At 67.5% G+C, this 26,033-nt stretch carries 26 protein-coding genes; 18 read left to right on the forward strand and 8 right to left on the reverse strand.

Features of this window, described 5'->3' with window-relative positions:
* Window positions 1-86: 86 nt before the first annotated feature.
* From OG405_RS28085 to OG405_RS28095, 3 genes are all read right to left on the reverse strand, one after another.
* On the reverse strand, window positions 87-896 hold the full coding sequence (locus tag OG405_RS28085) for a class I SAM-dependent methyltransferase (protein WP_327149415.1): 810 nt from the start codon (window positions 894-896) through the stop codon (window positions 87-89).
* Window positions 866-1,381 carry a DUF2505 domain-containing protein gene (locus OG405_RS28090; protein ID WP_327149416.1) on the reverse strand — a complete coding sequence of 172 codons (516 nt, stop codon included), beginning with the start codon at window positions 1,379-1,381 and terminating at the stop codon, window positions 866-868. The genes OG405_RS28085 and OG405_RS28090 overlap by 31 nt, the downstream gene beginning before the upstream one ends.
* Before the next feature lie 82 nt (window positions 1,382-1,463).
* Window positions 1,464-1,952, reverse strand: coding sequence for a DUF2505 domain-containing protein (locus OG405_RS28095; RefSeq protein WP_327149417.1), 489 nt, complete (start codon window positions 1,950-1,952; stop codon window positions 1,464-1,466).
* A gap of 57 nt (window positions 1,953-2,009) precedes the next feature.
* Here OG405_RS28095 and OG405_RS28100 point away from each other — a divergent pair, with 57 nt between their 5' ends.
* Window positions 2,010-3,083 carry a UDP-N-acetylmuramate dehydrogenase gene (locus OG405_RS28100; protein WP_442790802.1) on the forward strand — a complete coding sequence of 358 codons (1,074 nt, stop codon included), beginning with the start codon at window positions 2,010-2,012 and terminating at the stop codon, window positions 3,081-3,083.
* Window positions 3,084-3,096: 13 nt separating this feature from the next.
* Here the strand turns inward: OG405_RS28100 and OG405_RS28105 are convergent, their stop codons facing one another.
* Window positions 3,097-3,348 carry a hypothetical protein gene (locus OG405_RS28105; protein ID WP_327149418.1) on the reverse strand — a complete coding sequence of 84 codons (252 nt, stop codon included), beginning with the start codon at window positions 3,346-3,348 and terminating at the stop codon, window positions 3,097-3,099.
* Between the two features lie 148 nt (window positions 3,349-3,496).
* The gene (locus tag OG405_RS28110; RefSeq protein ID WP_327149419.1) at window positions 3,497-4,231 is read right to left on the reverse strand and encodes an SDR family NAD(P)-dependent oxidoreductase; all 735 of its coding nucleotides are present in this window, start codon (window positions 4,229-4,231) and stop codon (window positions 3,497-3,499) included.
* Between the two features lie 23 nt (window positions 4,232-4,254).
* Here OG405_RS28110 and OG405_RS28115 point away from each other — a divergent pair, with 23 nt between their 5' ends.
* The 8 genes from OG405_RS28115 to OG405_RS28150 all read left to right on the forward strand — a co-directional run bounded on the left by OG405_RS28115 (window position 4,255) and on the right by OG405_RS28150 (window position 13,389).
* Window positions 4,255-5,088 carry an alpha/beta fold hydrolase gene (locus OG405_RS28115; RefSeq protein ID WP_327149420.1) on the forward strand — a complete coding sequence of 278 codons (834 nt, stop codon included), beginning with the start codon at window positions 4,255-4,257 and terminating at the stop codon, window positions 5,086-5,088.
* 155 nt (window positions 5,089-5,243) lie between these two features.
* Complete coding sequence (gene mshA / locus OG405_RS28120; protein WP_327149421.1) at window positions 5,244-6,584, forward strand: D-inositol-3-phosphate glycosyltransferase; 1,341 nt, start codon at window positions 5,244-5,246, stop codon at window positions 6,582-6,584.
* Window positions 6,581-7,084, forward strand: coding sequence for a YbjN domain-containing protein (locus tag OG405_RS28125; RefSeq protein ID WP_327149422.1), 504 nt, complete (start codon window positions 6,581-6,583; stop codon window positions 7,082-7,084). Before mshA ends, OG405_RS28125 begins: the two co-directional genes overlap by 4 nt.
* A gap of 119 nt (window positions 7,085-7,203) precedes the next feature.
* Window positions 7,204-8,148, forward strand: a complete 945-nt coding sequence (locus tag OG405_RS28130; protein WP_442790627.1) for an ROK family protein — start codon at window positions 7,204-7,206, stop codon at window positions 8,146-8,148.
* 64 nt (window positions 8,149-8,212) lie between these two features.
* Window positions 8,213-8,950 carry a phosphoglyceromutase gene (locus tag OG405_RS28135; protein WP_327149423.1) on the forward strand — a complete coding sequence of 246 codons (738 nt, stop codon included), beginning with the start codon at window positions 8,213-8,215 and terminating at the stop codon, window positions 8,948-8,950.
* A gap of 246 nt (window positions 8,951-9,196) precedes the next feature.
* Entirely contained in the window at window positions 9,197-11,248 is a 2,052-nt protein-coding gene (locus OG405_RS28140) for a CocE/NonD family hydrolase (protein ID WP_327149424.1), read from the forward strand.
* 219 nt (window positions 11,249-11,467) lie between these two features.
* Window positions 11,468-12,703, forward strand: a complete 1,236-nt coding sequence (locus tag OG405_RS28145; protein ID WP_327149425.1) for a sensor histidine kinase — start codon at window positions 11,468-11,470, stop codon at window positions 12,701-12,703.
* Window positions 12,700-13,389 (forward strand): response regulator transcription factor, encoded by a 690-nt coding sequence (locus OG405_RS28150; protein ID WP_327149426.1) that lies wholly within the window; start codon window positions 12,700-12,702, stop codon window positions 13,387-13,389. The genes OG405_RS28145 and OG405_RS28150 overlap by 4 nt, the downstream gene beginning before the upstream one ends.
* Before the next feature lie 11 nt (window positions 13,390-13,400).
* Here the strand turns inward: OG405_RS28150 and OG405_RS28155 are convergent, their stop codons facing one another.
* On the reverse strand, window positions 13,401-13,754 hold the full coding sequence (locus OG405_RS28155) for a hypothetical protein (RefSeq protein WP_327149427.1): 354 nt from the start codon (window positions 13,752-13,754) through the stop codon (window positions 13,401-13,403).
* 12 nt (window positions 13,755-13,766) lie between these two features.
* Window positions 13,767-14,618, reverse strand: a complete 852-nt coding sequence (locus tag OG405_RS28160; protein WP_327152561.1) for a hypothetical protein — start codon at window positions 14,616-14,618, stop codon at window positions 13,767-13,769.
* 128 nt (window positions 14,619-14,746) lie between these two features.
* On the opposite strand from OG405_RS28160, the gene OG405_RS28165 reads away from it, so the two are divergent.
* The 9 genes from OG405_RS28165 (at window position 14,747) to OG405_RS28205 (ending at window position 24,463) form a co-directional block, all read left to right on the forward strand.
* Complete coding sequence (locus OG405_RS28165; RefSeq protein WP_327149428.1) at window positions 14,747-15,775, forward strand: Ppx/GppA phosphatase family protein; 1,029 nt, start codon at window positions 14,747-14,749, stop codon at window positions 15,773-15,775.
* Entirely contained in the window at window positions 15,772-17,550 is a 1,779-nt protein-coding gene (locus OG405_RS28170) for a hypothetical protein (RefSeq protein WP_327149429.1), read from the forward strand. The genes OG405_RS28165 and OG405_RS28170 overlap by 4 nt, the downstream gene beginning before the upstream one ends.
* Before the next feature lie 12 nt (window positions 17,551-17,562).
* Window positions 17,563-18,489, forward strand: coding sequence for a sugar phosphate isomerase/epimerase family protein (locus OG405_RS28175; protein ID WP_327149430.1), 927 nt, complete (start codon window positions 17,563-17,565; stop codon window positions 18,487-18,489).
* 265 nt (window positions 18,490-18,754) lie between these two features.
* Window positions 18,755-19,657 (forward strand): thioesterase family protein, encoded by a 903-nt coding sequence (locus tag OG405_RS28180; RefSeq protein WP_327149431.1) that lies wholly within the window; start codon window positions 18,755-18,757, stop codon window positions 19,655-19,657.
* An 898-nt stretch (window positions 19,658-20,555) separates the two neighbouring features.
* Complete coding sequence (gene proC, locus OG405_RS28185; RefSeq protein ID WP_327149432.1) at window positions 20,556-21,374, forward strand: pyrroline-5-carboxylate reductase; 819 nt, start codon at window positions 20,556-20,558, stop codon at window positions 21,372-21,374.
* A gap of 145 nt (window positions 21,375-21,519) precedes the next feature.
* Window positions 21,520-21,768, forward strand: a complete 249-nt coding sequence (locus tag OG405_RS28190) for a helix-turn-helix domain-containing protein (protein WP_030525584.1) — start codon at window positions 21,520-21,522, stop codon at window positions 21,766-21,768.
* 204 nt (window positions 21,769-21,972) lie between these two features.
* Window positions 21,973-22,074, forward strand: a complete 102-nt coding sequence (locus OG405_RS28195; protein ID WP_003402602.1) for a 30S ribosomal protein bS22 — start codon at window positions 21,973-21,975, stop codon at window positions 22,072-22,074.
* Window positions 22,075-22,382: 308 nt separating this feature from the next.
* Window positions 22,383-23,456, forward strand: a complete 1,074-nt coding sequence (locus OG405_RS28200; RefSeq protein WP_327149433.1) for an NAD-dependent epimerase/dehydratase family protein — start codon at window positions 22,383-22,385, stop codon at window positions 23,454-23,456.
* Window positions 23,453-24,463, forward strand: a complete 1,011-nt coding sequence (locus OG405_RS28205; protein WP_327149434.1) for a lysophospholipid acyltransferase family protein — start codon at window positions 23,453-23,455, stop codon at window positions 24,461-24,463. The genes OG405_RS28200 and OG405_RS28205 overlap by 4 nt, the downstream gene beginning before the upstream one ends.
* A gap of 20 nt (window positions 24,464-24,483) precedes the next feature.
* Here the strand turns inward: OG405_RS28205 and OG405_RS28210 are convergent, their stop codons facing one another.
* Window positions 24,484-26,007 (reverse strand): sulfatase family protein, encoded by a 1,524-nt coding sequence (locus tag OG405_RS28210; RefSeq protein WP_327149435.1) that lies wholly within the window; start codon window positions 26,005-26,007, stop codon window positions 24,484-24,486.
* Window positions 26,008-26,033: the final 26 nt, after the last annotated feature.

Consider the following 26,033-nt stretch of genomic DNA (forward strand, 5'->3'; position numbering starts at 1 on the left):
CTCTGTGGCCCGGTTGTGGGCTGATGGTGAAGGTTCCGACGTCAGCGGCGGTTGGGCCCAATGATTTGTGATTTAGATCACGATTATTATTCCGCCTGTCCGGCGGGAGCGACCGTCGACCACGGAACGCTCAGGACATTGTCCCGAAGTCGTCGCCGGTAATCGTGTACCGGAAATCCCTCTTCCCGCAGGATGTCCGCCGCCGCACGCCAGCGCACGCGCGGCCCGAAAACGGCCAGCGGCGCGGTATGCGACCAGGCCCGGTCGGCCGCGGCGAGCAGAGCGTGCACCCGTTCACCCGGCACATTGCGGTGGATCAGTGCCTTCGGGAGACGTTCGGCAAGATCGGACGGCCGCGCGACGGTGAACGGATCCCATGCGAGAGTCAGTGTGCGCGGGCCCGAACCGTCCAGAACCACCCAGGCGCACCGGCGGCCCAGCTCGTCACAGGTGCCCTCGATCAGCAGCCCGCCGGGCGCCAGCCCGGAAAGAATCGCCGACCACGCCCCGGGCACCGCCGATTCCGGATATTGCCGCAGCACATTGAACGCGCGGACCAGCACCGGACGCATACCCGCCAATTCGAAACCACCGCGGGCGAAGAACACGCCGTCACGAGCGGGCACCACCCGCGCCGGGTCGATCTCCAACCCCACCACCCGCACATCCCGGCGCACGCGGCGCAACCGGGTGGCCAACTCGAGCGTCGTCCACGGCCGACCACCGTAACCGAGATCCACCACCAGCGGATCGCTGGCCCGGCGCAGCACTTCGGAGATCCGTGGATCTCCGATCAGCTGCCGGTCACTGCGGCGGAGCCGGTTGGTTCCGGTGGTGCCGCGGGTGACGGTGCCGAGCGGAACACTCAGCCGCCCGGTTTTTGCTCGTCCAGCCATTTCTGGGTCACTTCGGCCTCGGCGCGGAACAGATCCACCAGATTCACCAGCATGAGCTGCTCCAGCCGCGGACCCATCATCGGGATGAACACTTTGGCTTCCGAGGACATCCGCATAGTGCAACCGGTCTCGGTCGGGAACAGACGTGTCGTACCGGCCAGGCTGCCGGGCCCGGCGGGTATCGACGCCGAATATTTGCCCTCGACCTCCGGTCCGAACGGCCCGAAGCTCTCCTTGCGGGTGATGACCATATCCTTGCGCATCACCGACTGCGCGACCTCGGGCAGCATCTCCCGCGGCAGGATGTGGTGCAGGACCACTTCGAGACCGTGCTCGCTCACGTCCAGGCTGACGACCTCGTTCGGCGAGTACTTCCGCATCTCGACCATCCGGGCCTCCCAATAGTCCCGGTCGGTCAGCGCCGCGTACAGCTCTTTGGTGGTGTGCAGCGGGTAGCGGGCGGAGTAGTCCAGTCGGCGAGCCATGGGCGGTAGGTTACCGTCCGGACCGGCCCGAGCCGAGGGAGGCCGGGCGGGCTCCAGCCGCCGAACCCGCGGTCGCCGGGCACTACCGCTGTTCGGCGATCCAGGTGTTGGTGAACTCGGTCTCCTCGGCCAGCAGCTCGGTGAGACGTTCGCCGATGGCCTCCTCGATCTTGCGGCCGAACAGCGGGACCTTCACCTCGATCGTGCCGGAGATCTCGGCGACCGCGCCGGTGGGCTCGTCGGTGGCGGTGATGGAACCGCGGACCTCCGCGGGTGCCCCTTCGACCCGCGCCTCGAAGCTACCGGTGGCGCCCGTCCACAGTTCGGTGCGCGGAATGATCAGGTCGCCGGGACGCACAGCGGTGATGGCGGGCGGCAGCAGATCGGCGGGGATGGACTGCACGACCTCGACCCGCACCTGCTCGCCCTCGACGTCCAGCGAGACGAAGCGGGCTTCGGGCCCGCCCACCGCGGCGATCCGGTCCTGCCAGTACTGCTCGGTGCAGAGTGCCTCGCGTACCGCGGCGACCGAATGAGAGTAGTGAGCCGTATACGCAAGCGCTGTAGCCATGACCGGACACGCTACCGTCTGGTCGTGCGAACTTCTCGGGCTGTCCCCGCGGACGAACTGCGGCAGCTGCTGGCCGGAACGGGCGCGGTCGTGCGGTCCGCGGTCCCGCTGGCAGACCTGACCACGCTGCGCGTCGGCGGCCGGGCCACCGTCGCCGATTGCGCCACCACCGAAGCGCTGGTGGCGACCGTGCGGGCGCTGGATGCCGCCGCGGTGCCGGTGCTGCTGGTCGCCGGGGGCTCGAACCTGTTGGTCGCCGACGACGATGTGGAATCGGTGGTGGTACGGGTAGCCACCGACGTGGTCGAGTTCGGCGCTGACAGCGTCACCGCGGAAGCGGGCGCGAACTGGGACGGTGTGGTCGCGAAGAGTGTGCGGGCGGGGTTCGGTGGACTGGAATGCCTGTCCGGGATCCCCGGGTCGGCGGGGGCGACACCGGTACAGAACGTCGGCGCCTACGGTGTCGAGGTCGCGGATCTCCTGCGCCGGGTACGGCTGCTGGACCGGACAACCGGCACGGTCGACTGGGTGAGTCCCGGCGAACTCGCCTTCGGCTACCGGACCAGCCGGCTCAAACACCGCGACGAGGCAGTGGTCCTGGCGGTGGAATTCGCGCTGCACCCCGACGGTACGAGTGCACCACTGCGCTACGGGGAACTCGCCCGTCGTCTGGACGCGGCCGAGGGAGGCACCCGTCCGGCGGCCGCTGTCCGGGAAACCGTGCTCGGCCTGCGAGCGGGCAAAGGGATGGTGCTCGATCCCGCCGACCACGACACCTGGAGCGCCGGGTCGTTCTTCACCAACCCGGTGGTCCCCGACGACGAGGTGGATCGGGTCCGGGCCGCTGTCCGCGACCGGCTCGGCGATGTAGCGATCCCCACCTACCCGGGGGTCGGCGGGGTGAAATTCTCCGCGGGCTGGCTGATCGAACGCGCCGGTTTCGCCAAGGGATTCCCGGGCCCGGACGCGCCCGCCCGGCTGTCCACCAAACACACGCTCGCCCTCACCAACCGCGGCGACGCCACCACCGCCGATATCGTCGCGCTGGCCCGGACGGTGCGTGACGGTGTGGCGGAGCGATTCGGGGTCGTGCTGGTACCGGAACCGGTCACGGTCGGCGTGGAGCTTTAGCGGTATCGGCCTATCAGCCGAAAAGCTCCGCCACGGAATCGACCACAACCGCCCTGTCGAGCCAGCCCTGGAGGGTTTCGATTTCGGTGCAGGTCCGGATGCGCTGTTCGGCCTCTGCATCCACCTCGACGCCGCGCCGCGCCAATACGCGCAGGACGCTTCCGGCGATACCTTCGGTGCGTCCCTCGGTGCGTCCTTCGGTGCGCCCCTCGGAGCGAAGGCGCTCGGCGGTGGGGGAACGGAAGAAGGAAAGGTCCACGGTCATCAGTCGTCTCCAGGTTTCTGCGGCCGGGGTATTGCCGAGGCCGAGTTCGGTCAGTTCACCGAGGTCTGTGCTTCCACGATCAGTAGGAAAGGACCCTCGCCGGTGGTCACGCGCAACAGTGTGTCGACCGCGGTTGGCCCGGCCGGGATCAGCCGCGGCGGGCGAAGCGGCCCGGGCCGGCCTGATCGCGGGGTTTGACGATGATCTGGTCGAGGTTGACATGCGGGGGGCGGTTTGCCACGAAGCCCACGATCTCGGCGATGTCCTGGGCGACCAGCGGGTCGATGCCCTGGTAGACAGCGGCCGCGCGGTCGGCGTCGCCCTCGAAGCGGACCAGGGAGAACTCGGTCTCCACCGCACCGGGAGCTATCTCGGTGAGCCGGACCGGTTGCCCGAGCAGTTCACCCCGCAGAGTTCGGTGCAGGACGGCTTGGGCATGTTTGGCGGAGGTGTAACCCGAGCCGTTGTCGTAGGCGTGGAAGGCGGCGACGGAGGTGATGGTGACGATGAGGCCGTCGCCCGAGGCGATGAGTTTCGGGAGCAGCGCCTTGGTCGTCCGCAGGGTGCCGAGCACATTGGTTTCCCACATCCAGCGCCAGTCGTCGAGATCGGCGTCGGCCACCGTGGCCAAGCCCTTGGCGCCCCCGGCATTGTTGACCAGGACGTTCGCGCTCTCGACGGCATCGGCGAAGGCCCGGACCGATTCGTCGGAGGTGACATCGAGTTCGAGCGCGGTCCCGCCGATCTCGTCGGCCAGCGCCCGCAGCCGGTCGATCCGGCGGGCGCCCACGTACACGTGGTACCCCTGTTTCGCGAGTTCCCGGGCGGTGGCTTCGCCGATACCCGAGCTGGCCCCGGTGACAACAGCGGTGCGTGTGCTCATGGACCCGATCCTATGATGCGCTCATGGCTATACGGGAAGCGCGCAGTGCGGACGGTACCGGCATCGTCTATCGGGCGGGTGGGCCCGCGCAGGCGCGGCCGCTGGTGCTGGTGCACGGCTGGTCGGCGGATCTGCGCTGCTGGGGGCGGGTGTTCGACGATCTCGCCGCCGATTTCCGGGTGGTGGCTGTCGACCTGCGCGGTCATGGGTATTCCGACGCCCCCGATTCCGGTTACGACGACTCGAAGAACTGGGCCGCCGATATCGCCGCGGTGCTGGCCGCGGAGTCGATCGAATCGGATGCGCTGCTGCTGGGGTGGTCCTACGGCGGGATCGTGATCAGCGACTATCTCGCCGAGTACGGCACGGGCGCGGTGGCCGGTGTCATCTATACCGGGGCGATGGCCAATATCGGTAAGGGGGTGCCGGGCGCCGAGGTGGGGGAATCGATGCAGCAGGCGATCCCGGCGGTGTTCGAGCAGAGCGCGGGCCGGGCGGTGCGTGGTTTCTCCGCGTTCGGGAACGCGAACACCGGGCCGGGGCAGGACAAGGGGCCGGACGCGCAGCGGTTGTTCGGTGCGAGCCTGGCAACCCCGCCGTTCGTGCGCAAGGCGCTCTTCTACCGCTCGGTGGACAACACCGAGACCCTGCGCGGCCTCGATGTTCCGGTGCTGGTCCTGCACGGTTCGGCGGATCCGGTGGTGCCGGTGGCCGACGGCCGCTATATCGCCGAGACCGCTCCGCTGGGCCGGGCCTCGGTCTGGGCGGACGCGCAGCACGGGCTGTTCATCGAGGATCCCGCCCGCTTCGTGGGTGAGGTCCGGGCATTCGCCGCGGAGTGCGGTCGGAAGTCCTGATTGTCCTTGACGAGCATTTTTCCCGATCTGTCCGGATCTGTGGTCGTGGTCTGTGGCTGCATGCCAGGGCCCGGCGAACCTGCCGAATGGGCGAGGTGTGATCACTTTCACGACCGGGGAAGGAGGGGCCGGGCCGGTGCGTTGCACCGTGCAATATGGACATCGTGAGTCATCGCCCGGACCGACGGCCGAACCGTATCGCCGTACTGACGGTGCACACCTCACCACTGGCACAACCCGGTACCGGTGATGCGGGCGGGATGAACGTCTACGTCCTCCAGTCCGCGCTCCAGCTGGCCCAGCGGGGGATCGAGGTCGAGATCTTCACCCGGGCCACCACCTCGGATATGCCCCCGGTGCAGGAGGCAGCGCCCGGGGTGCTGGTACGCAGTGTGGTGGCCGGGCCGTTCGAAGGCCTGGACAAGCACGACCTGCCGACCCAGCTGTGCCCGTTCACCGCCGAGGTGTTGCGCCAGGAGGCCCGGCATCTGCCCGGTTACTACGATCTCGTGCATTCGCACTACTGGCTGTCCGGGCAGGTGGGCTGGCTCGCCCGCGACCGCTGGCGGGTGCCGCTCGTGCATACCGGGCATACCTTGGCAGCGGTGAAGAACGCCGCCCTCGCCGAGGGGGATTCCCCCGAACCGGCGAGCCGCGAGATCGGCGAGAAACAGGTTATCGCCGAAGCCGATCGGCTCACGGCCAACACCGCACGGGAAGCGCGGGATCTGGTGGATCTGTACGGCGCGATGCCCGACCGGGTCGATATCGTGCCGCCGGGCGCGGACCTCACGCAGTACCGGCCGGGTGACCGGGCGGCGGCTCGCGCCGAGCTGGGGCTGGCGGCACACGAGGAGATCGTCGCGTTCGTCGGCCGGATCCAGCCGTTGAAAGCGCCCGACGTCCTGGTGCGCGCGGTCGCCGAGGCGCTGCGTCGGCGACCGGGGCGTCCGTTGCGTGCGCTGATCGTAGGCGGCCCGTCGGGCACCGGCCTGGAGCGGCCCGACGCGCTGATCGAACTGGCCGCCGAACTCGGGATCGCCGACCACGTCACCTTCCTGCCGCCGCAGCCCCCCGCCCGGCTGGTGCAGGTCTACCGGGCCGCCGATCTGGTCGCGGTACCGAGCTACAACGAGTCCTTCGGACTCGTCGCACTGGAAGCTCAGGCGAGCGGGACACCGGTACTGGCGGCCGCCGTCGGCGGGCTCGGGACGGCGGTCCGGCACGAGCACAGCGGGCTGCTGGTCGCCGGGCACCGCACTCCGGACTGGGCCGGCGCGCTGGAGTATCTGCTCGACGATTCGCACCGGTTGCGGCTGCTGGGCGCGCAGGCGGTGACGCACGCGGCCGATTTCTCCTGGGCACACACCGCCGAGAAGCTGCTGCACAGCTATACCGCCGCGTTGACCGGCTACGGTCGCGGTCCGGCTATCCTCGGCGAGAGCCAGGCCAGATCGCGGGCGCTGTGGCGGCGCCGGACGGGAGTGCGCAGATGAGCGAGACATCGGCCACCGCGCGGGTCGTCGAGGAAACACTGCGGGACCGCGAGATCGAGTACACCCACCCCAGCGACGATGTGTTCGTCGCGGTGCTGCCGGGTGAGCGGAAACTGAAGACCAATGTGATGCTGACTCTCGGGGCGCACGGGGTGCGCTTCGAATCGTTCGTCTGCCGCAAACCGGACGAGAATTTCGAAGGGGTTTACAAGTATCTGCTGCGGCGTAATCGCCGCCTCTACGGTGTCGCGTACACGATCGACAAACTGGGCGATATCTATCTCGTCGGCCGCGCCGCCACCCACGCGGTGACCGCCGACGAACTGGACCGGATATTCGGGCAGATCCTCGAGGCGGTGGACGGGGATTTCAACACACTGCTCGAACTCGGCTTCGCCGAATCCATTCGCAAGGAATGGAAGTGGCGGGTCTCGCGCGGTGAATCCTTGAAGAACCTGCGTGCCTTCGAGCATCTGGTCGAATCCGACACTAAGCACTGATCGGCACCGCCCGGCGTGCTCACCCGGATCCGGATCGACAAGGTCGCGGTATCGGTCCCTGGGCTTCTCGACCGGAATCAGTGCGCGCGCCGGTGCGACAGTGCGGAGCTCGGTGGTGCATGGATGACAATCGAAGCCTGCAGATCGGATCTTCGGGAGGCGGCGCGGTGGCGATTCTGGCACTGGATATCGGGGCGACGAAATTTGCCGCGGGGCTGGTGGACGAGGCGGGCCGGGTGGGCGCGGTGCATCGGGTCCCGGTTCCGGACCACGATGTGTGGGAGGTATGCGGCGGACTGCTGCGTGAGGTCGCTGCCGGGGCACCGGTGACGGCGGTCGGGATCGGATCGGCGGGGCCGGTGGATGTTCCGGCCGGGATCACCCGGGCGCTCAATATTCCGCAGTGGCGCGACGGGTTCGCGATCGTCGCTGCCGTCGGGTCGCTGTTCCCCCACGCCACAGTGCGTTTCGCCCTCGACGGTGCGTGTCTGGCGCTGGCCGAACACCATTCGGGTGCGCTGCGCGGACTGCGGAACGGACTGGCGATGACCGTCTCGTCGGGAATCGGCGGCGGCATCCTGGTCGACGGCCGGGTATCGATGGGACGCACCGGCAACGCCGGTCATATCGGTCATCTCGTCGTGCCGGGATGGGATGTGCCGTGCGCGTGCGGGGGTTTCGGTTGTCTGGAAGCGGTGGCGAGCGGGATGTCGTCGGCGCGCTGGGCGCGGACACAGGGCTGGACCGGCGATACCGGGGCGGAACTCGCGTCCGATGCCCGAGCCGGTGACGCGATCGCGGTGGCCGCGCTCGAACGGGCCGGTACCGCACTGGGGACTGCGATCGGCTCCGCGGCCGCGCTGCTCGATGTGGATACGGTCGTGGTCGGCGGCGGTTTCGCAGCCTCGGGAGAACTGCTGTGGGCACCGCTGCGGGCGGCGGCTGCCCGGCATTCGGGCTTGGGTTTCATCCGTGAACTCCGGGTGGAGCGGTCCGGTCTCGCCGAGGGCGCGACGCTGTGCGGCGCGGCCATCCTCGCGGCAGGTCTGCCCGCGGTGTCGTAGCCGACGGTGGGGAGCGGGCCCCGGGGTGCGTGGACCCGGTATGGGGCCATGGCAGGATGGCCGCATGACGAACACCCTCGTTTTGCTGCGCCACGGCGAGAGCGAATGGAACGCCCTGAACCTGTTCACCGGCTGGGTGGATGTGCATCTCACCGACAAGGGCGTCGCCGAGGGTAAACGGGCCGGTGAACTGCTGGCCGAGCACGGCATTCTGCCCGATATCGTCTATACGTCCCTGCTGCGCCGCGCGATCTCGACGGCGAATATCGCGCTGGACGCCGCCGATCGGCACTGGATTCCGGTAGTGCGGGACTGGCGGCTCAACGAACGCCATTACGGCGCGCTGCAGGGCAAGAACAAGGCGCAGATCCGTGACGAGTACGGCGAAGACCAGTTCATGCTGTGGCGGCGCAGCTACGACACGCCGCCGCCCCCGATCGAACTCGACAACGAGTACAGCCAGGCCGGCGATTCGCGCTACGCCGATATCGAGGTCCCGCCTACGGAATGCCTGCTCGACGTGGTCGACCGGATGGTCCCGTACTGGGAATCGACCATCTCGCAGGAACTGCGCGGCGGTAGGACAGTGCTGGTCGCTGCCCACGGGAATTCGCTGCGTGCCCTGGTCAAACATCTGGACCGGATTTCCGACGACGATATCGCCGGACTGAATATCCCGACCGGAATTCCGCTGCGCTACGAATTGGACGACGAGCTGCGTCCGGTGCGTCCCCGGGAATATCTCGATCCGGAGGCCGCGGCCGCCGGGGCGGCCGCCGTCGCGAGTCAGGGCGGTAAGTAGTCCGATCCACAGCGCCGCGACCCGGAATGGGTTGCGGCGCTTTTTCGTACCGGTGCGCGGCACGGATGGAAAGGTCGCGATTCTGTAATCCATCACCGGAATCGGTGGTTTCACTTGTGCGAGAACACGATATTCACCCGCGTTCTCGGAAAGGCCCGTTGCCGACCCGGTCGATTCTCGTTACCCGCCGGTAACGCTGTGTAAGCTCTCGAACGTCCGACCAGTCCGAGAGATGGATCACGACCGATGAAGTTTGTGATACGAGCCAGCGTGGCGATGGCTGCCACTGTGCTGCTGGTGCCGCTCCTCGGCGGTAGCGCCGGGGCGGCGCCGGTGGCCTCCGGTCCCGACGGGGGAGCGGCGGGGGCCCAATGGGCTGCCACCCACGACGGCCCGCAGCAGTACCCCGGTATCGACATCACCTGGGATGTGCCGATCACGATGAGCGACGGCACCGTGCTGAAGGCCAATGTGTACCGGCCCGCCGACGCTGCGTCCCGGCCGATCGACACCCGGCTGCCCGTACTCGTCAATATGACGCCCTATACGAAACTGGTGTCCAACCTCGTCGACCACATGGGATCCATTCCGGGCTTGTCCGACGCGATGTCCCAGCTGGCCCGTGATGTCGATATGACCGGTACTCCGCTGTCCGGTCTGACCGATCTGACCAAGGCACTCGGCGGTGGGGCCTTGCGCAATTTCGCGGTCGACCGTCAGCTGGTGAAGAGCGGCTACGTCCAGGTTGTGGTGGATGTGCGCGGGACCGGTTTCTCCCAGGGCGTCTGGGATATGTTGCGGCAGCGCGAACAGCGCGACACCGTCGAGGTCATCGACTGGGCGTCCCGGCAGCAGTGGGCGGACGGGCAGGTCGGGATGACCGGCATGTCGTATTCCGGGATCAACCAGTTGCAGGCCGCCGAGCAGCATCCGCCCGCGCTGAAGGCCCTCTTCCCGGTAGTGCCCGGCAGCGATCTGGCGCAGGACGTGCTCATGCCCGGCGGCGGTTTCGGCTTCGCCTTCATCCCGTTGTGGATGTCGCTGATCAACGCGACCAAATGGGTACCGGACGTAGCGTCGATGGTGAACGGCACCTTCGATCAGCAGTGGCTGAACGACCGGTTGTCCTCACCGTTCACCTATCTCGACGTGTTCCTGAACGCTTACACCACACCGCGCGTGGAAGATCTCGATCCGCGGTTGCAGGAGATGATCCGGGGCGACAGCCCGGATCGGCAGGCCTGGCTCGGCAATCCGGGACAGATCGACGTCCCGACCTTCGTAACCGGTGGCTGGCACGATCTGTTCACCTATTCCGAATCCCAGATCTACAACGCGATACCGGTGCCACCGGGGCAGAAACAGTTGCTGATGGGCGATACCTATCACATCAACTCCGGTAGCGAATCCGGCAGACCCGGATTGCCGCCGCGTCTGGACGTGTTGCAGCGCGCCTGGTTCGACAAATGGTTGAAGGGCATCGACAACGGTATCGATCAGTACGGTCCGGTGACCCTGCGCCAGCAGGGTGGGGGCTGGGTGACCAAGGCCGGCTTCGGCGAGAGCGCACCGGCTGATCAAGCGGCCGAATACCGTCGTATGTACCTCTCGGCGGCGCCCAGCGGAACGGGCGGGCACAGCGTGCACGACGGTTCGCTCGGGCCGGTCGCCGACAGCTCCGCCCGGGTGACCGTCGCGCCGGGGCTGACCGGACTGTGTTCCAACGACGGGGGGCAGGCGACGGCCGGAGTGGTCGCGGTGATCAATGCCTGCGGCGCCGATTCCCGGATCCAGGAAACCAACGCGCTCACCTTCACCAGCGCGCCGGTGACCGAAGCCGTGGAGGTCTCCGGGCCGATGGCCGTGCACCTGGAGACGGTGCAGGACGCGGCCGACGGCTACTGGTCGGTGACGGTCAACGATGTGGCGCCCGACGGGCAGTCCCGGGTGCTGTCGTCGGGGCAGTTGATGGCTTCCCTGCGGGAGATCGACGATTCGCGCAGCAGCCGATCGGCCAACGGCGACTACACCGACCCCCGGCCCTACACCGCGCTGGAGAAGCGGCGGCTCACGGTGCCCGGGGAGGTGACGACGCTCGATATCGCGGTCCCCGCCATCGAGGCGAAACTGGAACCGGGGCACCGGTTGCGCGTGGATGTCTACGCGGGCAACGCGCCCAAGGGCGTCCCGCCGCTGCCGATGATCATCGACACCGGACTGAAGCCGCAGCACGTACAACTCGATCCGAACCGGCCGAGTTACGTGAATCTGCCGGTGCGGGGCGACCCCGGCTGGTGAACGGCCGCGGCCGGGCGCGACACGAACCCCGTTGTGTCCCAGACGCAATGGGGTTCGTCGGCGTTTCCGGCCCCGGAACACGCCCGAGGTGATCGAAACCTGTCCGCCGCCGAACAATGAGTAAACGCCCGGCGAACACCGAAGTAATCGCCCGTGACCTGCACGAAACTTCACCGACCCCCGGTTTGTTTACCTGTGGTCGACCGTACGATTCTTGATGTGAGCGTTCCCCAGGCCGTACTACTGGCAGTCCTGGCGGCTGTTGTCGGACTGGCCGTCGGTGGACTCGTCATTCCCTATATGAACGCGCGGCAGGCGCAGCGCCGACAGGCCGACTCCGGCCTGACGATGTCGCAGGTTCTCGACCTGATCGTGCTGGCCTCGGAGAGCGGTATCGCCGTGGTGGACGAGTACCGCGATGTCGTCCTGGTCAACCCGCGCGCCGAGGAACTCGGCCTGGTCCGCAACCGGCTGCTCGAAGAGCGGGCCTGGGGGGCGGTGGAGAAAGTTCTGGCGACCGGCGAAACGGCGGAGTTCGATCTCACGGCGGATAAACCGACACCCGGGCGCGGCCGGATCGCGGTGCGTGGATTGGCCCGGCCGCTGTCACCGGAGGAGACCAGCTTCACCGTGCTGTTCGCCGACGACGATTCCGAACAGGCCCGGATGGAAGCCACTCGCCGCGATTTTGTCGCAAATGTGAGCCACGAGCTGAAAACACCGGTCGGGGCGATGAGTCTGCTGGCCGAGGCGCTGCTCGAATCAGCCGACGATCCGGAAGCCGTCCGGCATTTCGGTCAGCGGGTGCTGGCCGAAGCCGGCCGACTCGGGAAAATGGTCACCGAACTGATCGCGCTGTCGCGGCTACAGGGGGCCGAGAAACTCCCCGAACTCGAGGTCGTGGACGTGGACACGGTCGTCAGCCAGGCTGTGGACCGGTCCCGGACTGCGGCCGAGGCCGCCGGGATCACGGTGAGCACCGACCGGCCCAGCGGGCTCGAGGTACTCGGCGACGAAACCCTGCTCATCACCGCGCTGTCGAACCTGGTCGAGAACGCCATCGCCTACTCACCGCGGGGCTCGCACGTATCCGTGAGTAGATCGATGCGCGGCCCCTACGTGGCCATGGCCGTGACCGACCGCGGGATCGGGATCGCCAAGGACGACCAGGAGCGGGTATTCGAACGCTTCTTCCGCTCCGACAAGGCGCGCTCCCGCGCCACCGGCGGTACCGGACTCGGCCTGGCTATCGTGAAACATGTGGCCGCCAACCACAACGGTGAGATCACCCTGTGGAGCAAACTCGGCACCGGTTCGACATTCACCCTGCGTATACCCGCGCATCAGGAGGCAGACGGCACCGCCGTCGCCGGCCCGCCTGTGCTGACCAAAAGAGAAACCAGCCCGCGCCCCTCTGGCCCGGGCCGAACGAACGGTGTGGAGGCACGCAGATGACCAGTGTGTTGATCGTCGAGGACGAGGAGTCGCTGGCCGATCCGCTCGCCTTCCTCCTGCGCAAGGAAGGTTTCGAGGTCACGGTCGCCGGAGACGGACCCTCGGCGCTCGCCGAATTCGACCGGTCCGGCGCCGATATCGTCCTGCTCGACCTGATGCTGCCCGGTATGAGCGGCACCGATGTCTGCAAACAGCTGCGGACCCGCAGCGGGGTGCCGGTCATCATGGTGACCGCGCGCGACAGTGAGATCGACAAGGTCGTGGGGCTCGAACTCGGTGCCGACGACTACGTGACCAAGCCGTATTCGGCGCGGGAGCTGATTGCCCGGATCCGGGCCGTACTGCGCCGCGGCGCCGGTGACGAACTGGACTCCAGCAGCGAGAACGGGGTGCTGGAGGCCGGACCGGTACGGATGGACGTGGACCGGCACACGGTGCTGGTGAACGGTCAGCCGGTGACGCTGCCGCTGAAAGAATTCGACCTGCTGGAGTATCTGCTCCGTAATTCGGGTCGGGTGCTCACCCGCGGTCAGCTCATCGACCGGGTGTGGGGCGCTGACTATGTCGGCGACACCAAAACCCTCGATGTGCACGTGAAGCGGTTGCGGTCCAAGATCGAGGCCGACCCGGCGCGGCCCGAGCACCTGGTGACCGTCCGGGGCCTGGGATACAAGCTGGAAGCCTGAACGTCCCCGGCTCAGGGGAAGTGGATCCAGACCGCGCCGACCGGTGTATCCGTGCGGTGCAGCGGTGCCCAGCCGAGACCGTCCTCTTGGGCGCAGTCGTAGAACGGCACTGCTGCGCCGTCGCCCCGGCAGACGATACTGCGGTGGGTGCCGTGCGGGCTGAGCACGAGATGTCTCCCGGCGTCGCGGGCCGCCAGCGCGTTCGGATCACCGAGTGGGATGAACGCGGCGGTCCGATCGGAGAACTGGTGCGGGTCGGCGGCGGGTTCGGCGCCCACACTGCCGGCTGTCGCGGTGCAGGCGAGGCCGATGAATATCAGAGCCGCCGTACCGGCCGGCCATCGCGTCCAGGGGCTCCGCGTCATGCTGTGCTCCCGTTATCGCAGATCGAGTCCGATTACTCGAGTGGGTCGTGCGGACTGCTCGTTCTCGCGGGCCTTACGCAGCGCTCGGGTGGTCGCGGGATGTTCCGCCCCGACCCCGGTACCGGCCCGGTACTGCAACTGCCGCTCGAGTTCCTGGTAAGCGGGTTTTCCGATCAGCTCGATCAGTTCGGAGCGGTAGGACTGCCAGACCGGGCGCTCGCCGATATGGGCATCGGGTGACCCGGAGCAGTACCAGTCCAGATCGATCCCGCCCGGACCCCACCCGCGCCGGTCGTATTCGGTGATCACGGTCCGCAGGATCTGCACGCCGTCGGGCCGGTCCACCCAGTCCTGGGTGCGGCGGATCGGCAGTTGCCAGCACACATCCGGTTTGACCGTATGCGGTTCCACGCCCCGGTGCGCGGCCATGATGTGCAACGCGCACCCGGCGCCACCCGGAAAATCCGGGCGGTTCAGGAAAATGCACGCACCATCGACCCGGCGGGTGCGTTCGGCGGATTCACCGTCCAGCTCGTCGGTCTCCAGATAGGTCTTACGGGTGATCTTGCCGTGCTCGTTGCGGGCCTCGTCCATCAACTGCCATTCCTCGGCGGTGAGCAACTTCACCGCTTTGCGGAGGCGCTTGCGATCGTCGTCGTCGGACAGGAAGGCGCCATGTGTGCAACAGCCGGAATCGGGCTGTTCGGCCAGGATGCCCTGGCAGGCGGGGGTGCCGAAAACGCAGGTCCAATGCGACGTCAGCCAGGTGAGATCCGCGGCGATCAGATGTTCGTCATCGGCGGGATCGACGAACTCGAGCCACTCGCGTGGGAAGTCGAGTGGTACTTCCCGGCTCGGCCGCATCTTCGGCATCGGAAGATCGGTCGGAGCGGGGACGGAGTCGTTCGCGGCTGCGCCTGACGTCACAACCCTCAACGCTAACACCACAACCGGGTCGCCTGGTGTTCAGGTGCACCAAGTACCGTGTCCGTGTGCGTCTAGGTGTCCTCGATGTCGGAAGCAACACCGTTCACCTGCTGGTGGTGGACGCGCATCGGGGTGGCCACCCCATGCCGATGAGCTCCACGAAGGAGTCGTTGCGGCTGTCGGAGAGCCTGGACGACGTGGGCCGGATCACCGCGATGGGCGAGCGGAAACTCGTCGATACGGTCGCCGACCTCGCGAGTCTGGCCGCCACCTCGGGCTGTTCAGAACTGATGGCGTTCGCGACCTCGGCGGTGCGCGAGGCGACGAACTCCGACCAGGTATTGGGTCGGGTGCGCGCCGAGACCGGGGTGGATCTGCGGGTGCTGTCCGGGGTGGACGAGGCGCGGCTGACCTTCCTGGCGGTGCGCCGCTGGTACGGCTGGAGCGCCGGCCGGATCATCAACCTCGATATCGGCGGCGGTTCCCTCGAGATCAGCAGCGGAGTGGACGAGGAACCCGAGGTCGCGCTGTCCTTGCAACTGGGCGCCGGGCGGTTGACCCGGAAATGGTTACCGGAAGATCCGCCGAGCAAACGCCGTATCGGGATCCTCCGTGACTGGCTCGCCGCCGAGATGGTCGATCCCGCCAAACAGATCGCCGAGACGGGTAGGCCCGATCTGGCGGTGGGCACATCCAAAACCTTCCGCTCGCTGGCCCGGCTCACCGGCGCCGCGCCTTCGGGCGCCGGACCCCGGGCCCGCCGGACCCTCACCAGTTCGGGACTGCGTCAGCTGATCGCGTTCATCTCCCGGATGACCGCCTCCGATCGCGCCGAACTGGAGGGAGTCAGCGCCGACCGGTCCCAGCAATTGGTGGCGGGAGCGCTCGTGGCCGAGGCGGCCATGCGCGCGCTTTCCCTGGATACGCTGGAAATTTGTCCGTGGGCGCTGCGCGAAGGACTGATCCTGCGCAAACTGGATACCGATATGGATGGTGGACCTCTGACTACGAACGCACCGAGCGCGGCGACCGGCAACGGTTCGACGCCCGGCGGCAAGACGTCGGCGGGCCCGATCGAAACGGTGCCTTCATGAGCAGGAACTCCAATCAACTGTCGGTAGCAGAGCTGCTCGCCCGCAACGGTCAGCAGCCGGCCTCCAGCGGCGGCAGGCGGCGGCGCGGTGGCCGCGGGCTCTCGGTCGACGATCTGTCCGGTGATATCCCGGCCGTCGAACGCAACGGTTCCGCCCACGCGGCTCCTGACGAAGCCGACGCGGCGTACGCCGCGGAAGATCCCGCGGCCTACGCCGCGGAAGCGGGCGACCCGGCCGGTAACGACTTCGGCGTGCCAGGCGGCAGCGACTACGGCGCGCAAAGCTATGCGGGCGAGCAGGTCTCCTATGCCGCCCCGGATCCGAACAATTCGCCCATGTCGGGTCCGATCACCGTCTACAACCCGCTCGAGCCGTACCAGGCGGGACCCGCCGGTGCCGGTGCTCCCGCGCGGTTGGGTGATCCGGATTCGTTCGCGGACGGCCGCGACCAGTTACCGCCCGCGGAGGAGTCGCGCCGCAGCGGCCGGCGGCGCCGGCCGGATCCGGACGACGATCTCGCCGCGGAGGCCGATTACGCGAACGAGACGCCGGACCCGTCCTGGGAGACCGATCCGGCGACTCCCGGCGGCGGGCGCGCCGCGCGCCGACGTGCGGCGGAAGCCGCCGAAGCCGCCGCCGTGGCCGATTCCGTCCCCGAACCGGAGGCGGCGGCGGACTACGGCCTCCCGGCGGGGCCCGCTGATTTCGGCCGCACGCCCCTACCATCGGGGATCCCGGATTTCGGCGGGCCGGACGCAGGTCCCTCGTGGCCAGGTCAGGGATTCGACGGTCCGCCCCGATTGGGCCCGCCCGACGCCGCCCCACCCACCGAGGCATGGCAGACGCACCCCGACGATTCGCGGCCGAAGCTCGAGCGCCGCCGCCGCGGTGAACGTCCGCTGCCCGAGCCGGCCTCCTGGCAGGAATCGCCCGAGGCGGGAAACGGAGATCAACACACCGTCGCCTGGTCGCCGACCGACCAAGGTATGCGGTTGCACGCGGGCCTGCAGGGGCTGGAGCCGCCCCAGCACGAGACTCCCGACCACGGCGAATTCCGCGCCCCCGGGCCCAGGAACGGCCGACCGGTGCCGCCCGCGCCCGGGATGCCGGCACTGGATTTCGGCCCGGACCAGGGTTTCCATCCAGACCAGAGATTCGGTCCCGACCCCGGATTCGGACAGGATCCAGGTTTCGGTCCCGGTCCGGACTTCGGTCCGGACCCGGGCTTTGCGAAGACCGACATCTTCGCCACCGATGCACACGGCCCCATGCGGCCGCACCCGCACCCCGTACCGCCCGGTGAACAATTCGAAACCGGGGATTTCGAACCGGAATACGATCCCGACGCCGACGACTACGACCACCCCGAGGACACCCCGGACGACGAGAACCGCCTGGGCCGTGCGCGTTCGGCGCTGAGCGACAGATTCGGCGCGGCCGGTGGGAAATTCGCCGCCACCAAGGCCAGGCTGGGGGCCGCCGCACGCACTCCCGATCGCGAGACCACCGACGATCCGCGCAAACAATGGATGATCCTCGGCGCGCAGAGCGTGGGCTCGGCGATCGCCGGAATGCTGGCTTTCAAGGGTTTCGAGATGTTATGGGAGGCGCAGCCGCTCGCCGCGCTCGCGCTCGCCGTCGTGGTCATCCTCGGGCTCGTCGCGCTGGTGCGGATCCTGCGGCGCGGCGACGATATGTTCAGTACCGTGATCGCTGTGGTCGTCGGTGTGTTCGTCACACTGGGGCCGCTGGCATTTCTACTCAGTACGGGCTGAGCGAGGCAGGCGATGGCAGGCATTTCTCCCGCGGCCGGCCCGCTGGACGACGGACGGCGCAGCGGAATCAAAGTAGGGCTCTCGACCGCTTCGGTCTACCCACAGAACACCGAAGCAGCTTTCCGTTATGCGGCCGAACTGGGTTATGACGGTGTCGAATTGATGGTCTGGGCCGAACCGGCCAGCCAGAGCATCACCACTGTGCGCGGATACGCCCGCAAATATGCGATACCGGTACTCGCGGTGCACACGCCGTGCCTGCTCATCTCACAGCGGGTGTGGGGCGCCGACCCGGCCCCGAAACTGGAACGCAGTGTACGGACGGCCGAAGCGCTGGGCGCCGACACCGTGGTTGTGCATCCACCGTTCCGCTGGCAACGCCGCTACTCCGAAGGTTTCGTCGAGCAGGTGGCCGAACTCGAAGAGAGCAGTTCGGTGGCCGTAGCGGTGGAGAACATGTTCCCGATGCGGGCCGACCGCCTCTTCGCCCGCCGGGCCCGCGATATCCAGCGGCTGGAACGCCGTGGCGGGCCGGGGCTTTCGCTGACCGCGTTCAGCCCCACCTACGACCCCACCGACACCGGATTCCGGCACTACACCCTCGACCTGTCGCATACAGCGACCGCCGGCACCGATCCGCTGGCACTGGCCGAACGGATGGGCCCGGGTCTGGTCCACCTGCACCTGGCCGACGGCCGCGGCGCCGCCCATGACGAGCACCTGGTCCCCGGCGAAGGCACTCAACCCTGCGCGCAGGTCTGCGCCGCACTGGTCGGTAACGATTTCACCGGTCACGCGGTGGCCGAGATCAACACCCAGGAAGCCCGCACCACCGCGGCCCGTGCCGCCATGCTGGAACGCACCCTCACCTTCGCCCGAACCCACTTGAATCCGGCGATCACCTCCCGGCCCGACCCCAGCCCCATCGAGACCCGTTGAGCGGTGTCTTCTGGCGCCGCCTGCGGCGCCCCGACCCTTTTCGGTGTCTCGTAGAACTCGACTCCTGGCGTGCTATCGGCATACGAAGATGCCGGTTGGTCGGATCGCCCGATGATCTGTGCCGGTGCCCTACGTGTCCTGACCCCGCGCCGCCGAAAACACCGCCCCCACCGGTCCGCCTGTCACCGTGTGATCGCGCTGTACCAAGATTGACCGGCAGTATGCACCCGCGGAACGGTTACCGGGCCGAGGAGAAGGAGTACCGATGACGACGGAGACGGAACTGAGCGCCGAACGGGAACTGGCGTCCACCGACGCGCCGTTCAGCCAGGTCTGTGCCCTGACCGAACTCGCCGCCGACGAGCCGGGCGACGGGCGCTATCGCGGCGTCATCGACGACATCTGGACAATCGGGCCGAAAGTACACGGCGGAACGATGGTCGCCGGTTCGGCCGCTGCGGCGAGCCGATGGTTGCGCACCATGGAACCGGAGCGCGCGAGTATGGCGCCACTGTCCGGGAGCACCGATTTCCTCGGCGCCCCGGAGCCCGGTGAGGTGCTGTACGACGTGACGGTCCGCAAGGTGGGGCGGCAGATCTGCCTGGTGGATGTGACGCTGGTGCAGCGCGGCCGGCCGCTGGTTCGTACGGCCTTCACGTTCGGGGATCTGGACGGCCCGGACCGGCCGCCGCTCTACGCTCCGGAGCACACCGATCTCCCGGTGGAACCTTCCGCGGACGCCATCGGCTACGAACCGGGCTCGTCGATGGGCCGGATCGTGCACGTGGCGCGGGGGATGGATGCGTTCCTGGACCGCGAATGGGCGCCGTTCACCGAGAACGCTCACGGCGAACCCCGGCTGCGGATGTGGCTGCGCCCGCGACCGGCCGATCAGGCCGATCAGGAGATCGCCTCCTATATCGCCATGATGGCCGCCGATATGTGCCCCCCGGTGCCCACAAACCTGGGCTATTTCGGCTGGTCACCGACGATCCAGATGACTACTTATCTGCGCCGGCGCCCGGCGCCCGGCTGGTTACGGGTCATCGCCACCACACATGAGGTCGGCGGCGGGCTGTTCGACTCGGACCAGATCGTGGTCGACTCCTCGGGCGCACTGGTCGCACAGAGCCGCCAACTGGCATTGCTCCCATCCCCCAAGCAGTGAACTGTGTTTATTTGCCCCGCCTTCGGCGGGGCGGGCGGGGCCCTATTAACCCCGGTTCTTCACTCCTTCGCTCAGTCGCTGCGCTCCTTCGCTTCGTCGCTCCAGAACCGGGGCGGGCCCCGCCTGTGTTCGATTGCCCCGCCTGTGTTTGATTGCCCCGCCTGTGTTTGATTGCCCCGCCTGTGTTTGATTGCCCCGCCTGTGTTTGATTGCCCCGCCTTCGGCGGGGCCCTCGTGACCCCGGTTCTTCACTCCGGCGCTCAGTCGCTGCGCTCCATCGCTCTGTCGCTCCAGAACCGGGGCGGGCCCCGACTGTGTTTGATTGCCCCGCCTGCGGCGGGGCGGTCGGGGCCCTCGTGACCCCGGTTCTTCACTCCGGCGCTCAGTCGCTGCGCTCCATCGCTCTGTCGCTCCAGAACCGGGGCGGGCCCCGACCATGAAGGGTGACCATCCGGAGTGGACGATAGGTGGGGGTGGACGTGAGTTTTTATGACTTGGGTATGCCCACTGCTCTGTAAGTGCTCGATGGTCGCGGATCTCTGCATATCGCAAGCGCTCCAGTAGCTGCCGTCGATCGTTTTTTCTCAGCCGGGGACCTTCCGGGCGAGGAGGCGAACCGGGGGGTGAAGACGGAGGGTGCGCGAGCTGGTGCGCCTCGCGCAGCGAGGGGATCCCACGGCTCCGGACGTGGCGCCGGACGACGCTCTCCGGGGGCCGGATCGTAGGCGCACGGTCGCACCGGTGAGGTCACCCCCGGCCGAACTCGATGCGGACGCTTTCGGAATCGGAATGGATCCGGTGGGCGTGGCGGCAGGTCGCGGGCCTGTGGTGTCCGGTGCCGGAAACAATCGGCCCCCCGGCCCCCGTGGCCATCGGTGGGGCAAGAACAATGGCGCCTATGACACGAATTGCGGTGATCGGTGGCGGCCGGATCGGGGAGGCCCTCATTGCCGGCCTGCTGGAGGCAGGACGGGCCGTCAAGGACTTGGTGGTGGTCGAGACACACGCCGACCGCGCCGAGCTGCTCGCGGATCGGTTCGGGGTCCGGGTGACCGACTCGGTCGACGATGCCGCGATGGGGGCCGATCTGCTGGTGGTCGCGGTGAAACCGGCCGACGTCGACGCCGTGCTCACCGAACTGGGCAAGGCCGATCTGGGCGGGGAACGCGACCAGATCCTGGTCTCGCTGGCGGCCGGGGTGCCGACTGCGCGGTTGGAGGGCAAGCTGCCCGCGGGCTTCCCGGTGGTCCGGGTCATGCCGAACACCCCGATGCTGGTCGGTGCGGGTATGAGCGTGCTGGCGGCGGGTCGCTATGCCAAGGCCGAGCAGTTGGAGTTGGTGACCGAGCTGCTGAGTTCGGTGGGCCAGGTGTGCGTGGTGCCCGAATCGCAGATGGACGCGGTGACCGCGGTCTCGGGATCCGGGCCGGCATATTTCTTCTTGGTGGTCGAGGCGATGGTGGAGGCGGGTGTCGGCCTGGGCCTGACCCGCGATATCGCCGCGCAACTGGTTACCCAGACCATGCTGGGTTCCGCGGCCATGCTCGCGGAGTCGGGGCAGAGCGCGGTCGATCTGCGGGCGGCGGTCACCTCCCCGGCGGGAACCACCGCTGCCGCCCTGCGCGAACTCGAGCGGGCGGGTCTGCGTTCGGCCTTCCAGGAGGCGCTGCACGCGGCCAAACAGCGTTCCGCCGAACAGGGCGCGACCTCGGAATGACCACCTCACGCCCAGCGTGTGAACCTGTTTTCTCACTCCCGTCGCAGTAATCCCACTGGTCCCGCTAAGCTTCAAGGAGCACGTGCGTGTCTGTTCCGCCGGTGGGGAAGCCGGTGGCGCGGACGTGCCGGAGGTCAGTGGTGCGATGATGTCTTCTAACAAGATGTCCGCTAACAGCGGCGGTGGTTCGTCGCCAGGACAATCGATACTCGGCGGCGGTACGCAATTTCTCACCGTCGCCGAGGTGGCGAATTTGATGAGAGTTTCCAAGATGACGGTGTACCGGCTGGTGCACTCGGGAGAGCTACCGGCGGTCCGCGTCGGGAGATCCTTCCGGGTTCACGCCAAGGCGGTGCACGATTATCTGGAAACGTCCTATTTCGATGCCGGGTGAAGGCGGTTACCGGTCTGCGGTAGCGGGCCGGTAACATCAACCCTCGCTGTGTGGGATCGGCGGCGCGCAACCCGGCCTTTCGCCGGTGGTGCGCAGCCGCCGCCTCCAGGGCTGAGATTCAGCCGCGAGCAACCGGGCATTCGACCGGACAGTTGACGTAAAGCGAGCGCGAGACGCGCCGAGGAGAGAACGCGAGGACACCCTATGGGTTCTGTGATCAAGAAGCGCCGCAAGCGCATGTCGAAGAAGAAGCACCGCAAGCTGCTTCGTCGCACCCGCGTGCAGCGGCGCAAACTCGGCAAGTAAGCACAACCGCGCTTCGTCATCGGCGAAACCCGCTACCATTCGGTAGCGGGTTTCTTCGCGTTTCCATCGACTGAAATCGGGGTTAGGTCCTCGTTAAGAAGCCGGGATCCGCTGTTTCGGTCGTTAAGCTGGTGGGCAGTCGGGGCCGCCCCGGTTCTGGAGCGACAGAGCGAGGGAGCGCAGCGACTGATGGCGGAGTGAAGAACCGGGGCGACGAAGGCCCCGGCCGTGCGGCGCCGGAGGCGCCGTCATCGACTCGGAACTACTGAGCGGGGGCTCGATGCTCGAGGTGGAACGGTCCGGTACAGGTGGAAACTGAAGCGAACGGCAGCTATAAGCCCAAAGTCGTGCTGGTGACGGGAGCCAGCCGGTACTTCGGCGGCAATACCGTATGTCGCCTGGTTTCCGACCCCGATATCGAGCGAGTCGTGGCGGTCGACGTACTCACCCCAACGCCACCGCTGCGTCGCCGGATGGGCCGTGCCGAATTCGTGCGCGCCGATATCCGGAACCCATTGATCCGCAAGGTCATCGAGCGTTACCAGGTCGATACCGTCGTGCACACCGCGGTGCTGTCGCAGCCGCCCTCGGGCGGCGGCCGGGCCGCGATGAAGGATATGAACGTTCTCGGCGCGATGCAGCTGTTCGCCGTCTGCCAGAAATCATCGACGGTGCGGCGGGTGGTGTCACGTTCGAGTTCCGGGGTATACGGCGGGAGTGCCAAGGATCCCGCGAAGTTCACGGAGGAGATGAGCGCACGGAGGGCACCGGGCGGATGGTTCGCCCGGGACATGATCGAGATCGAGGGCTTCGCCCGCGGTCTGGCCCGACGCCGTCCCGATACCACTGTGCTCACTTTGCGCCTCGCGCCGATGGTGGGTCCCGGTCTGGGTGCGCGGGCCGGGCAATTGATGCGTTCTCCGATCACCCCGACCGTGCTCGGCCGGGACGCGCGGATGCAGTTCCTCCACGAGGAAGACGCGGTCGCGGCCTTGGTGCATGCCGTCCGGTCCGGCCCGGGCGGCACCTTCAATGTGGCCGGTGACGGCGCCCTCGCACTTTCGCAGGCCGTGCGCCGTTCCGGTCGGGTCGCGATGCCGGTACCCTGGTCGGTGTTCCGCACCGTCGGCCGGACGCTCATGGGTCCGGTGATGCGTGATTTCAGTTCAGAGCAGCTCGATTATTTTCTTTTCGGTTGTGGTCTGGATACGACGCGTATGCGCGGTGAACTCGGGTTCGAACCGCGCTGGACGACGGTACAGGCGTTCGACGACTTCACCGGGGGCGCAGTGTCGCGGCCCGTAGTCGATCCAGCGTGGATCGACGCCGCAGAAAACAAACTGCTCGGCCTCATCGGGGCCGGTACGGGAGCACATACATGAACGACGTCGCCAAAGTCATCAGACTGCAGGACCTCGCTACCGTGCCGCGGCCACGGACCGCCACACGGAGCTGGACCGGTCCTGCCCACCGGCCGGTGACCTCGCTGACCGACCGTCTCACCCCACCCACACCCACCCCGCGCTCGGTCTCCGAACTGATGCGCGACGCCCTCGGCAAGCAGATCGGCCGTACCGCCGAATTCGCCCGCCGCCGCCTCACCGGCGACTACCAGGTCGACGAGTTCGGGTTCGACGAGCATCTGCTCGAATCGGTCCTGCTACCTGCCCTGCGCCCACTCGCCGACAACTGGTTCCGGGTGCAGACCAGCGGGATGGAGAATGTGCCCGAGGTGGGTGGTGCCCTCATCGTGGCCAACCACGCCGGCACGATCCCGATCGACGGGCTCATGCTGCAACTCGCGGTGCACGACCATCACGCCAAACAGCGCGCCCTGCGCCTGCTGGCCGCCGATCTCGTCTTCGAGATGCCGATGCTGGGCACCCTCGCCCGCAAGGCGGGCCATACCCTGGCTTGCCGCCCCGACGCCGAACGACTTCTCAGCGCCGGCGAACTCACCGGAGTGTTCCCGGAGGGCTTCAAAGGCGTCGGTAAGAAGTACGCGGACCGGTACAAACTGCAGCGATTCGGGCGCGGTGGCTTCGTCGCCGCGGCGGTGCGTGTCGGAGTGCCGATCATCCCGTGCTCGATCGTGGGCTCCGAGGAGATCTATCCGAAACTCGCCGACGTCAAGCCGCTGGCCCGGCTCCTCGGCCTGCCCTACTTCCCGGTGACCCCCACGTTCCCGCATCTGGGTCCGCTGGGCGCGATACCGCTGCCCTCGAAGTGGTATATCGAATTCGGCACTCCGATCAGCACCACCGAATACCAGGCCGAGGACGCCGACGACCCGATGCTCATGTTCGAGGTCACCGATCAGGTCCGCGAAACGATCCAGCAGACCCTCTACAAATTACTGATCAAACGCCGCAACGCCTTCATGGGCTGAGTTACCGGCACGGGGCCGGGTCAGCGGCATGCCGGGCCGGCGCATTCGGTCAGTTCGGTGAGGCGGCGGTCGAGAGTGTCGACGATGTCGGCGTGCGCGGCCCGGCCTTCCGGAGTCTTGACGAGGTTGGTCAACTGGTAGGGGTCGGACCGGAGATCGTAGAGTTCGTATTCGCGCGCTTCGATGGGTCGCTCCCGCTCGTACCACCGCACGTAGAGATACCGCTGGGTGCGGACTCCGCTCCACGACGGCATATCCAGCACGTACACGAGCGGGGTCTCGGTGCCGGGGATCTGTTCCTGGGCGATGCCCTCGCGACCGTCGGCGCCCGGTCCACCGTATTCGGCGAGGAAATCGGTGCGCCACCGGGCGTCACCCCGGAGTACGCCGGTGAGTGAGCTGCCGTCCACGCGGTCGGGAACCGGTACTCCGGCCCAGTCGAGGATGGTCGGTGCGAGGTCGATCGACAACGCCATGGCATCGCTGCGGCCCGGCTCGACAGTGGGCCCGGATACGGCGAGCGGCACCCGCATCGATTCCTCGTAGGGCGCCATCTTCTGAGTGAGCCGGTGAGCACCCAGGCTGTAGCCGTTGTCGGAGGTGAATATGAGGTAGGTGTTGTCCAGTTCGCCGGTGCGCGCGAGGGTTTCGACAATTCCGGCCACCATCTCGTCCAGTGATTTCAGTGCGCCGAGCCGGTTCGTGTAGTCGATATCGTTGGTCGCGGCGATGGTCGCCGCCCGCGGTGCTGCCGTATCGACCAGCCACGACGGTTTATCCGATACGTCGGGTTCTTGATAGTTCGGTGACCTGGGCGCCGCGGTAGGCCGGGTTTCGGCCAGATGCCGAGGCGCGGGCGGGATCGGGAAGTGCGGCGAGGTGGACGACGCAAGCCAGAAGAACGGCTGCCCGGACTCGGCGGCGTCGGTGATGAACTTCCGGGACTTCGCCCCGACCACATCTGTCTCGTAATCGGCTGGTGCGATGCCGTATTCGACGAAGGTGCCGTTCTCGTTGAGGGTGTAGTTGTAGCCGGAGTACAAGAAATTGTCGACACCGGCATTCCAGTCGTCCCAACCGGGCGGTATGTGGCCGGGGTCGTGCTCGAGGCCGTTGAGGTACTTGCCTGCCATCCCGGTTCTGTAGCCGGCGTTGTGTAGTGCGGTCGCGACGGTATGCGACTCGTTTCCGTTGGCACGGAAGGACTCGAACCCGCCGACGGGCCCGGAGTTGGTGAGCACTCCGGTGTTGTGACCGTATTCACCGGTCAGGATGGAGGCGCGGGCCGCGCAGCAGATCGGCATCGGGGCGAAGCCGTCGGTGAACTCGGTACCGCGATCGCGGATCAACGCCGCGGTACGGGGCATGGCCTGCCAGACCGGGGTGGTGGTGGCGTCCAGGTCGTCTGCCAGGATCAGCACCACGTTCGGTCGTGTGTCCGCGTCATCCGGAGCGGCCGAGGCCGCGGACATCCCCGACGCGACCGCGAGCAATACCGCGGCTGCCGCTGTCAGCGATCGACGCGATGGACGGATCGGACGCATCGTTTCTCCTGGACGGTTCGGCGAGG

It is taken from the genome of Nocardia sp. NBC_01329, from assembly GCF_035956715.1.
Classification (GTDB): domain Bacteria; phylum Actinomycetota; class Actinomycetes; order Mycobacteriales; family Mycobacteriaceae; genus Nocardia.

What these genes read in the sequence shown, in the direction of transcription:
- OG405_RS28110 (WP_327149419.1), bottom strand. Translation starts at nt 4,231, where the DNA reads ATGAGCACACGCACCGCTGTTGTCACCGGGGCCAGCTCGGGTATCGGC.
- OG405_RS28160 (WP_327152561.1), bottom strand. Translation starts at nt 14,618, where the DNA reads ATGCGGCCGAGCCGGGAAGTACCACTCGACTTCCCACGCGAGTGGCTC.
- OG405_RS28175 (WP_327149430.1), top strand. Translation starts at nt 17,563, where the DNA reads ATGGCAGGCATTTCTCCCGCGGCCGGCCCGCTGGACGACGGACGGCGC.
- OG405_RS28135 (WP_327149423.1), top strand. Translation starts at nt 8,213, where the DNA reads ATGACGAACACCCTCGTTTTGCTGCGCCACGGCGAGAGCGAATGGAAC.
- OG405_RS28170 (WP_327149429.1), top strand. Translation starts at nt 15,772, where the DNA reads ATGAGCAGGAACTCCAATCAACTGTCGGTAGCAGAGCTGCTCGCCCGC.
- OG405_RS28210 (WP_327149435.1), bottom strand. Translation starts at nt 26,007, where the DNA reads ATGCGTCCGATCCGTCCATCGCGTCGATCGCTGACAGCGGCAGCCGCG.
- OG405_RS28180 (WP_327149431.1), top strand. Translation starts at nt 18,755, where the DNA reads ATGACGACGGAGACGGAACTGAGCGCCGAACGGGAACTGGCGTCCACC.
- OG405_RS28205 (WP_327149434.1), top strand. Translation starts at nt 23,453, where the DNA reads ATGAACGACGTCGCCAAAGTCATCAGACTGCAGGACCTCGCTACCGTG.
- mshA (WP_327149421.1), top strand. Translation starts at nt 5,244, where the DNA reads ATGGACATCGTGAGTCATCGCCCGGACCGACGGCCGAACCGTATCGCC.
- OG405_RS28105 (WP_327149418.1), bottom strand. Translation starts at nt 3,348, where the DNA reads ATGACCGTGGACCTTTCCTTCTTCCGTTCCCCCACCGCCGAGCGCCTT.
- OG405_RS28140 (WP_327149424.1), top strand. Translation starts at nt 9,197, where the DNA reads ATGAAGTTTGTGATACGAGCCAGCGTGGCGATGGCTGCCACTGTGCTG.
- OG405_RS28095 (WP_327149417.1), bottom strand. Translation starts at nt 1,952, where the DNA reads ATGGCTACAGCGCTTGCGTATACGGCTCACTACTCTCATTCGGTCGCC.
- OG405_RS28195 (WP_003402602.1), top strand. Translation starts at nt 21,973, where the DNA reads ATGGGTTCTGTGATCAAGAAGCGCCGCAAGCGCATGTCGAAGAAGAAG.
- OG405_RS28085 (WP_327149415.1), bottom strand. Translation starts at nt 896, where the DNA reads ATGGCTGGACGAGCAAAAACCGGGCGGCTGAGTGTTCCGCTCGGCACC.
- OG405_RS28115 (WP_327149420.1), top strand. Translation starts at nt 4,255, where the DNA reads ATGGCTATACGGGAAGCGCGCAGTGCGGACGGTACCGGCATCGTCTAT.
- OG405_RS28150 (WP_327149426.1), top strand. Translation starts at nt 12,700, where the DNA reads ATGACCAGTGTGTTGATCGTCGAGGACGAGGAGTCGCTGGCCGATCCG.
- OG405_RS28155 (WP_327149427.1), bottom strand. Translation starts at nt 13,754, where the DNA reads ATGACGCGGAGCCCCTGGACGCGATGGCCGGCCGGTACGGCGGCTCTG.
- OG405_RS28190 (WP_030525584.1), top strand. Translation starts at nt 21,520, where the DNA reads ATGATGTCTTCTAACAAGATGTCCGCTAACAGCGGCGGTGGTTCGTCG.
- proC (WP_327149432.1), top strand. Translation starts at nt 20,556, where the DNA reads ATGACACGAATTGCGGTGATCGGTGGCGGCCGGATCGGGGAGGCCCTC.
- OG405_RS28130 (WP_442790627.1), top strand. Translation starts at nt 7,204, where the DNA reads ATGGATGACAATCGAAGCCTGCAGATCGGATCTTCGGGAGGCGGCGCG.
- OG405_RS28090 (WP_327149416.1), bottom strand. Translation starts at nt 1,381, where the DNA reads ATGGCTCGCCGACTGGACTACTCCGCCCGCTACCCGCTGCACACCACC.
- OG405_RS28125 (WP_327149422.1), top strand. Translation starts at nt 6,581, where the DNA reads ATGAGCGAGACATCGGCCACCGCGCGGGTCGTCGAGGAAACACTGCGG.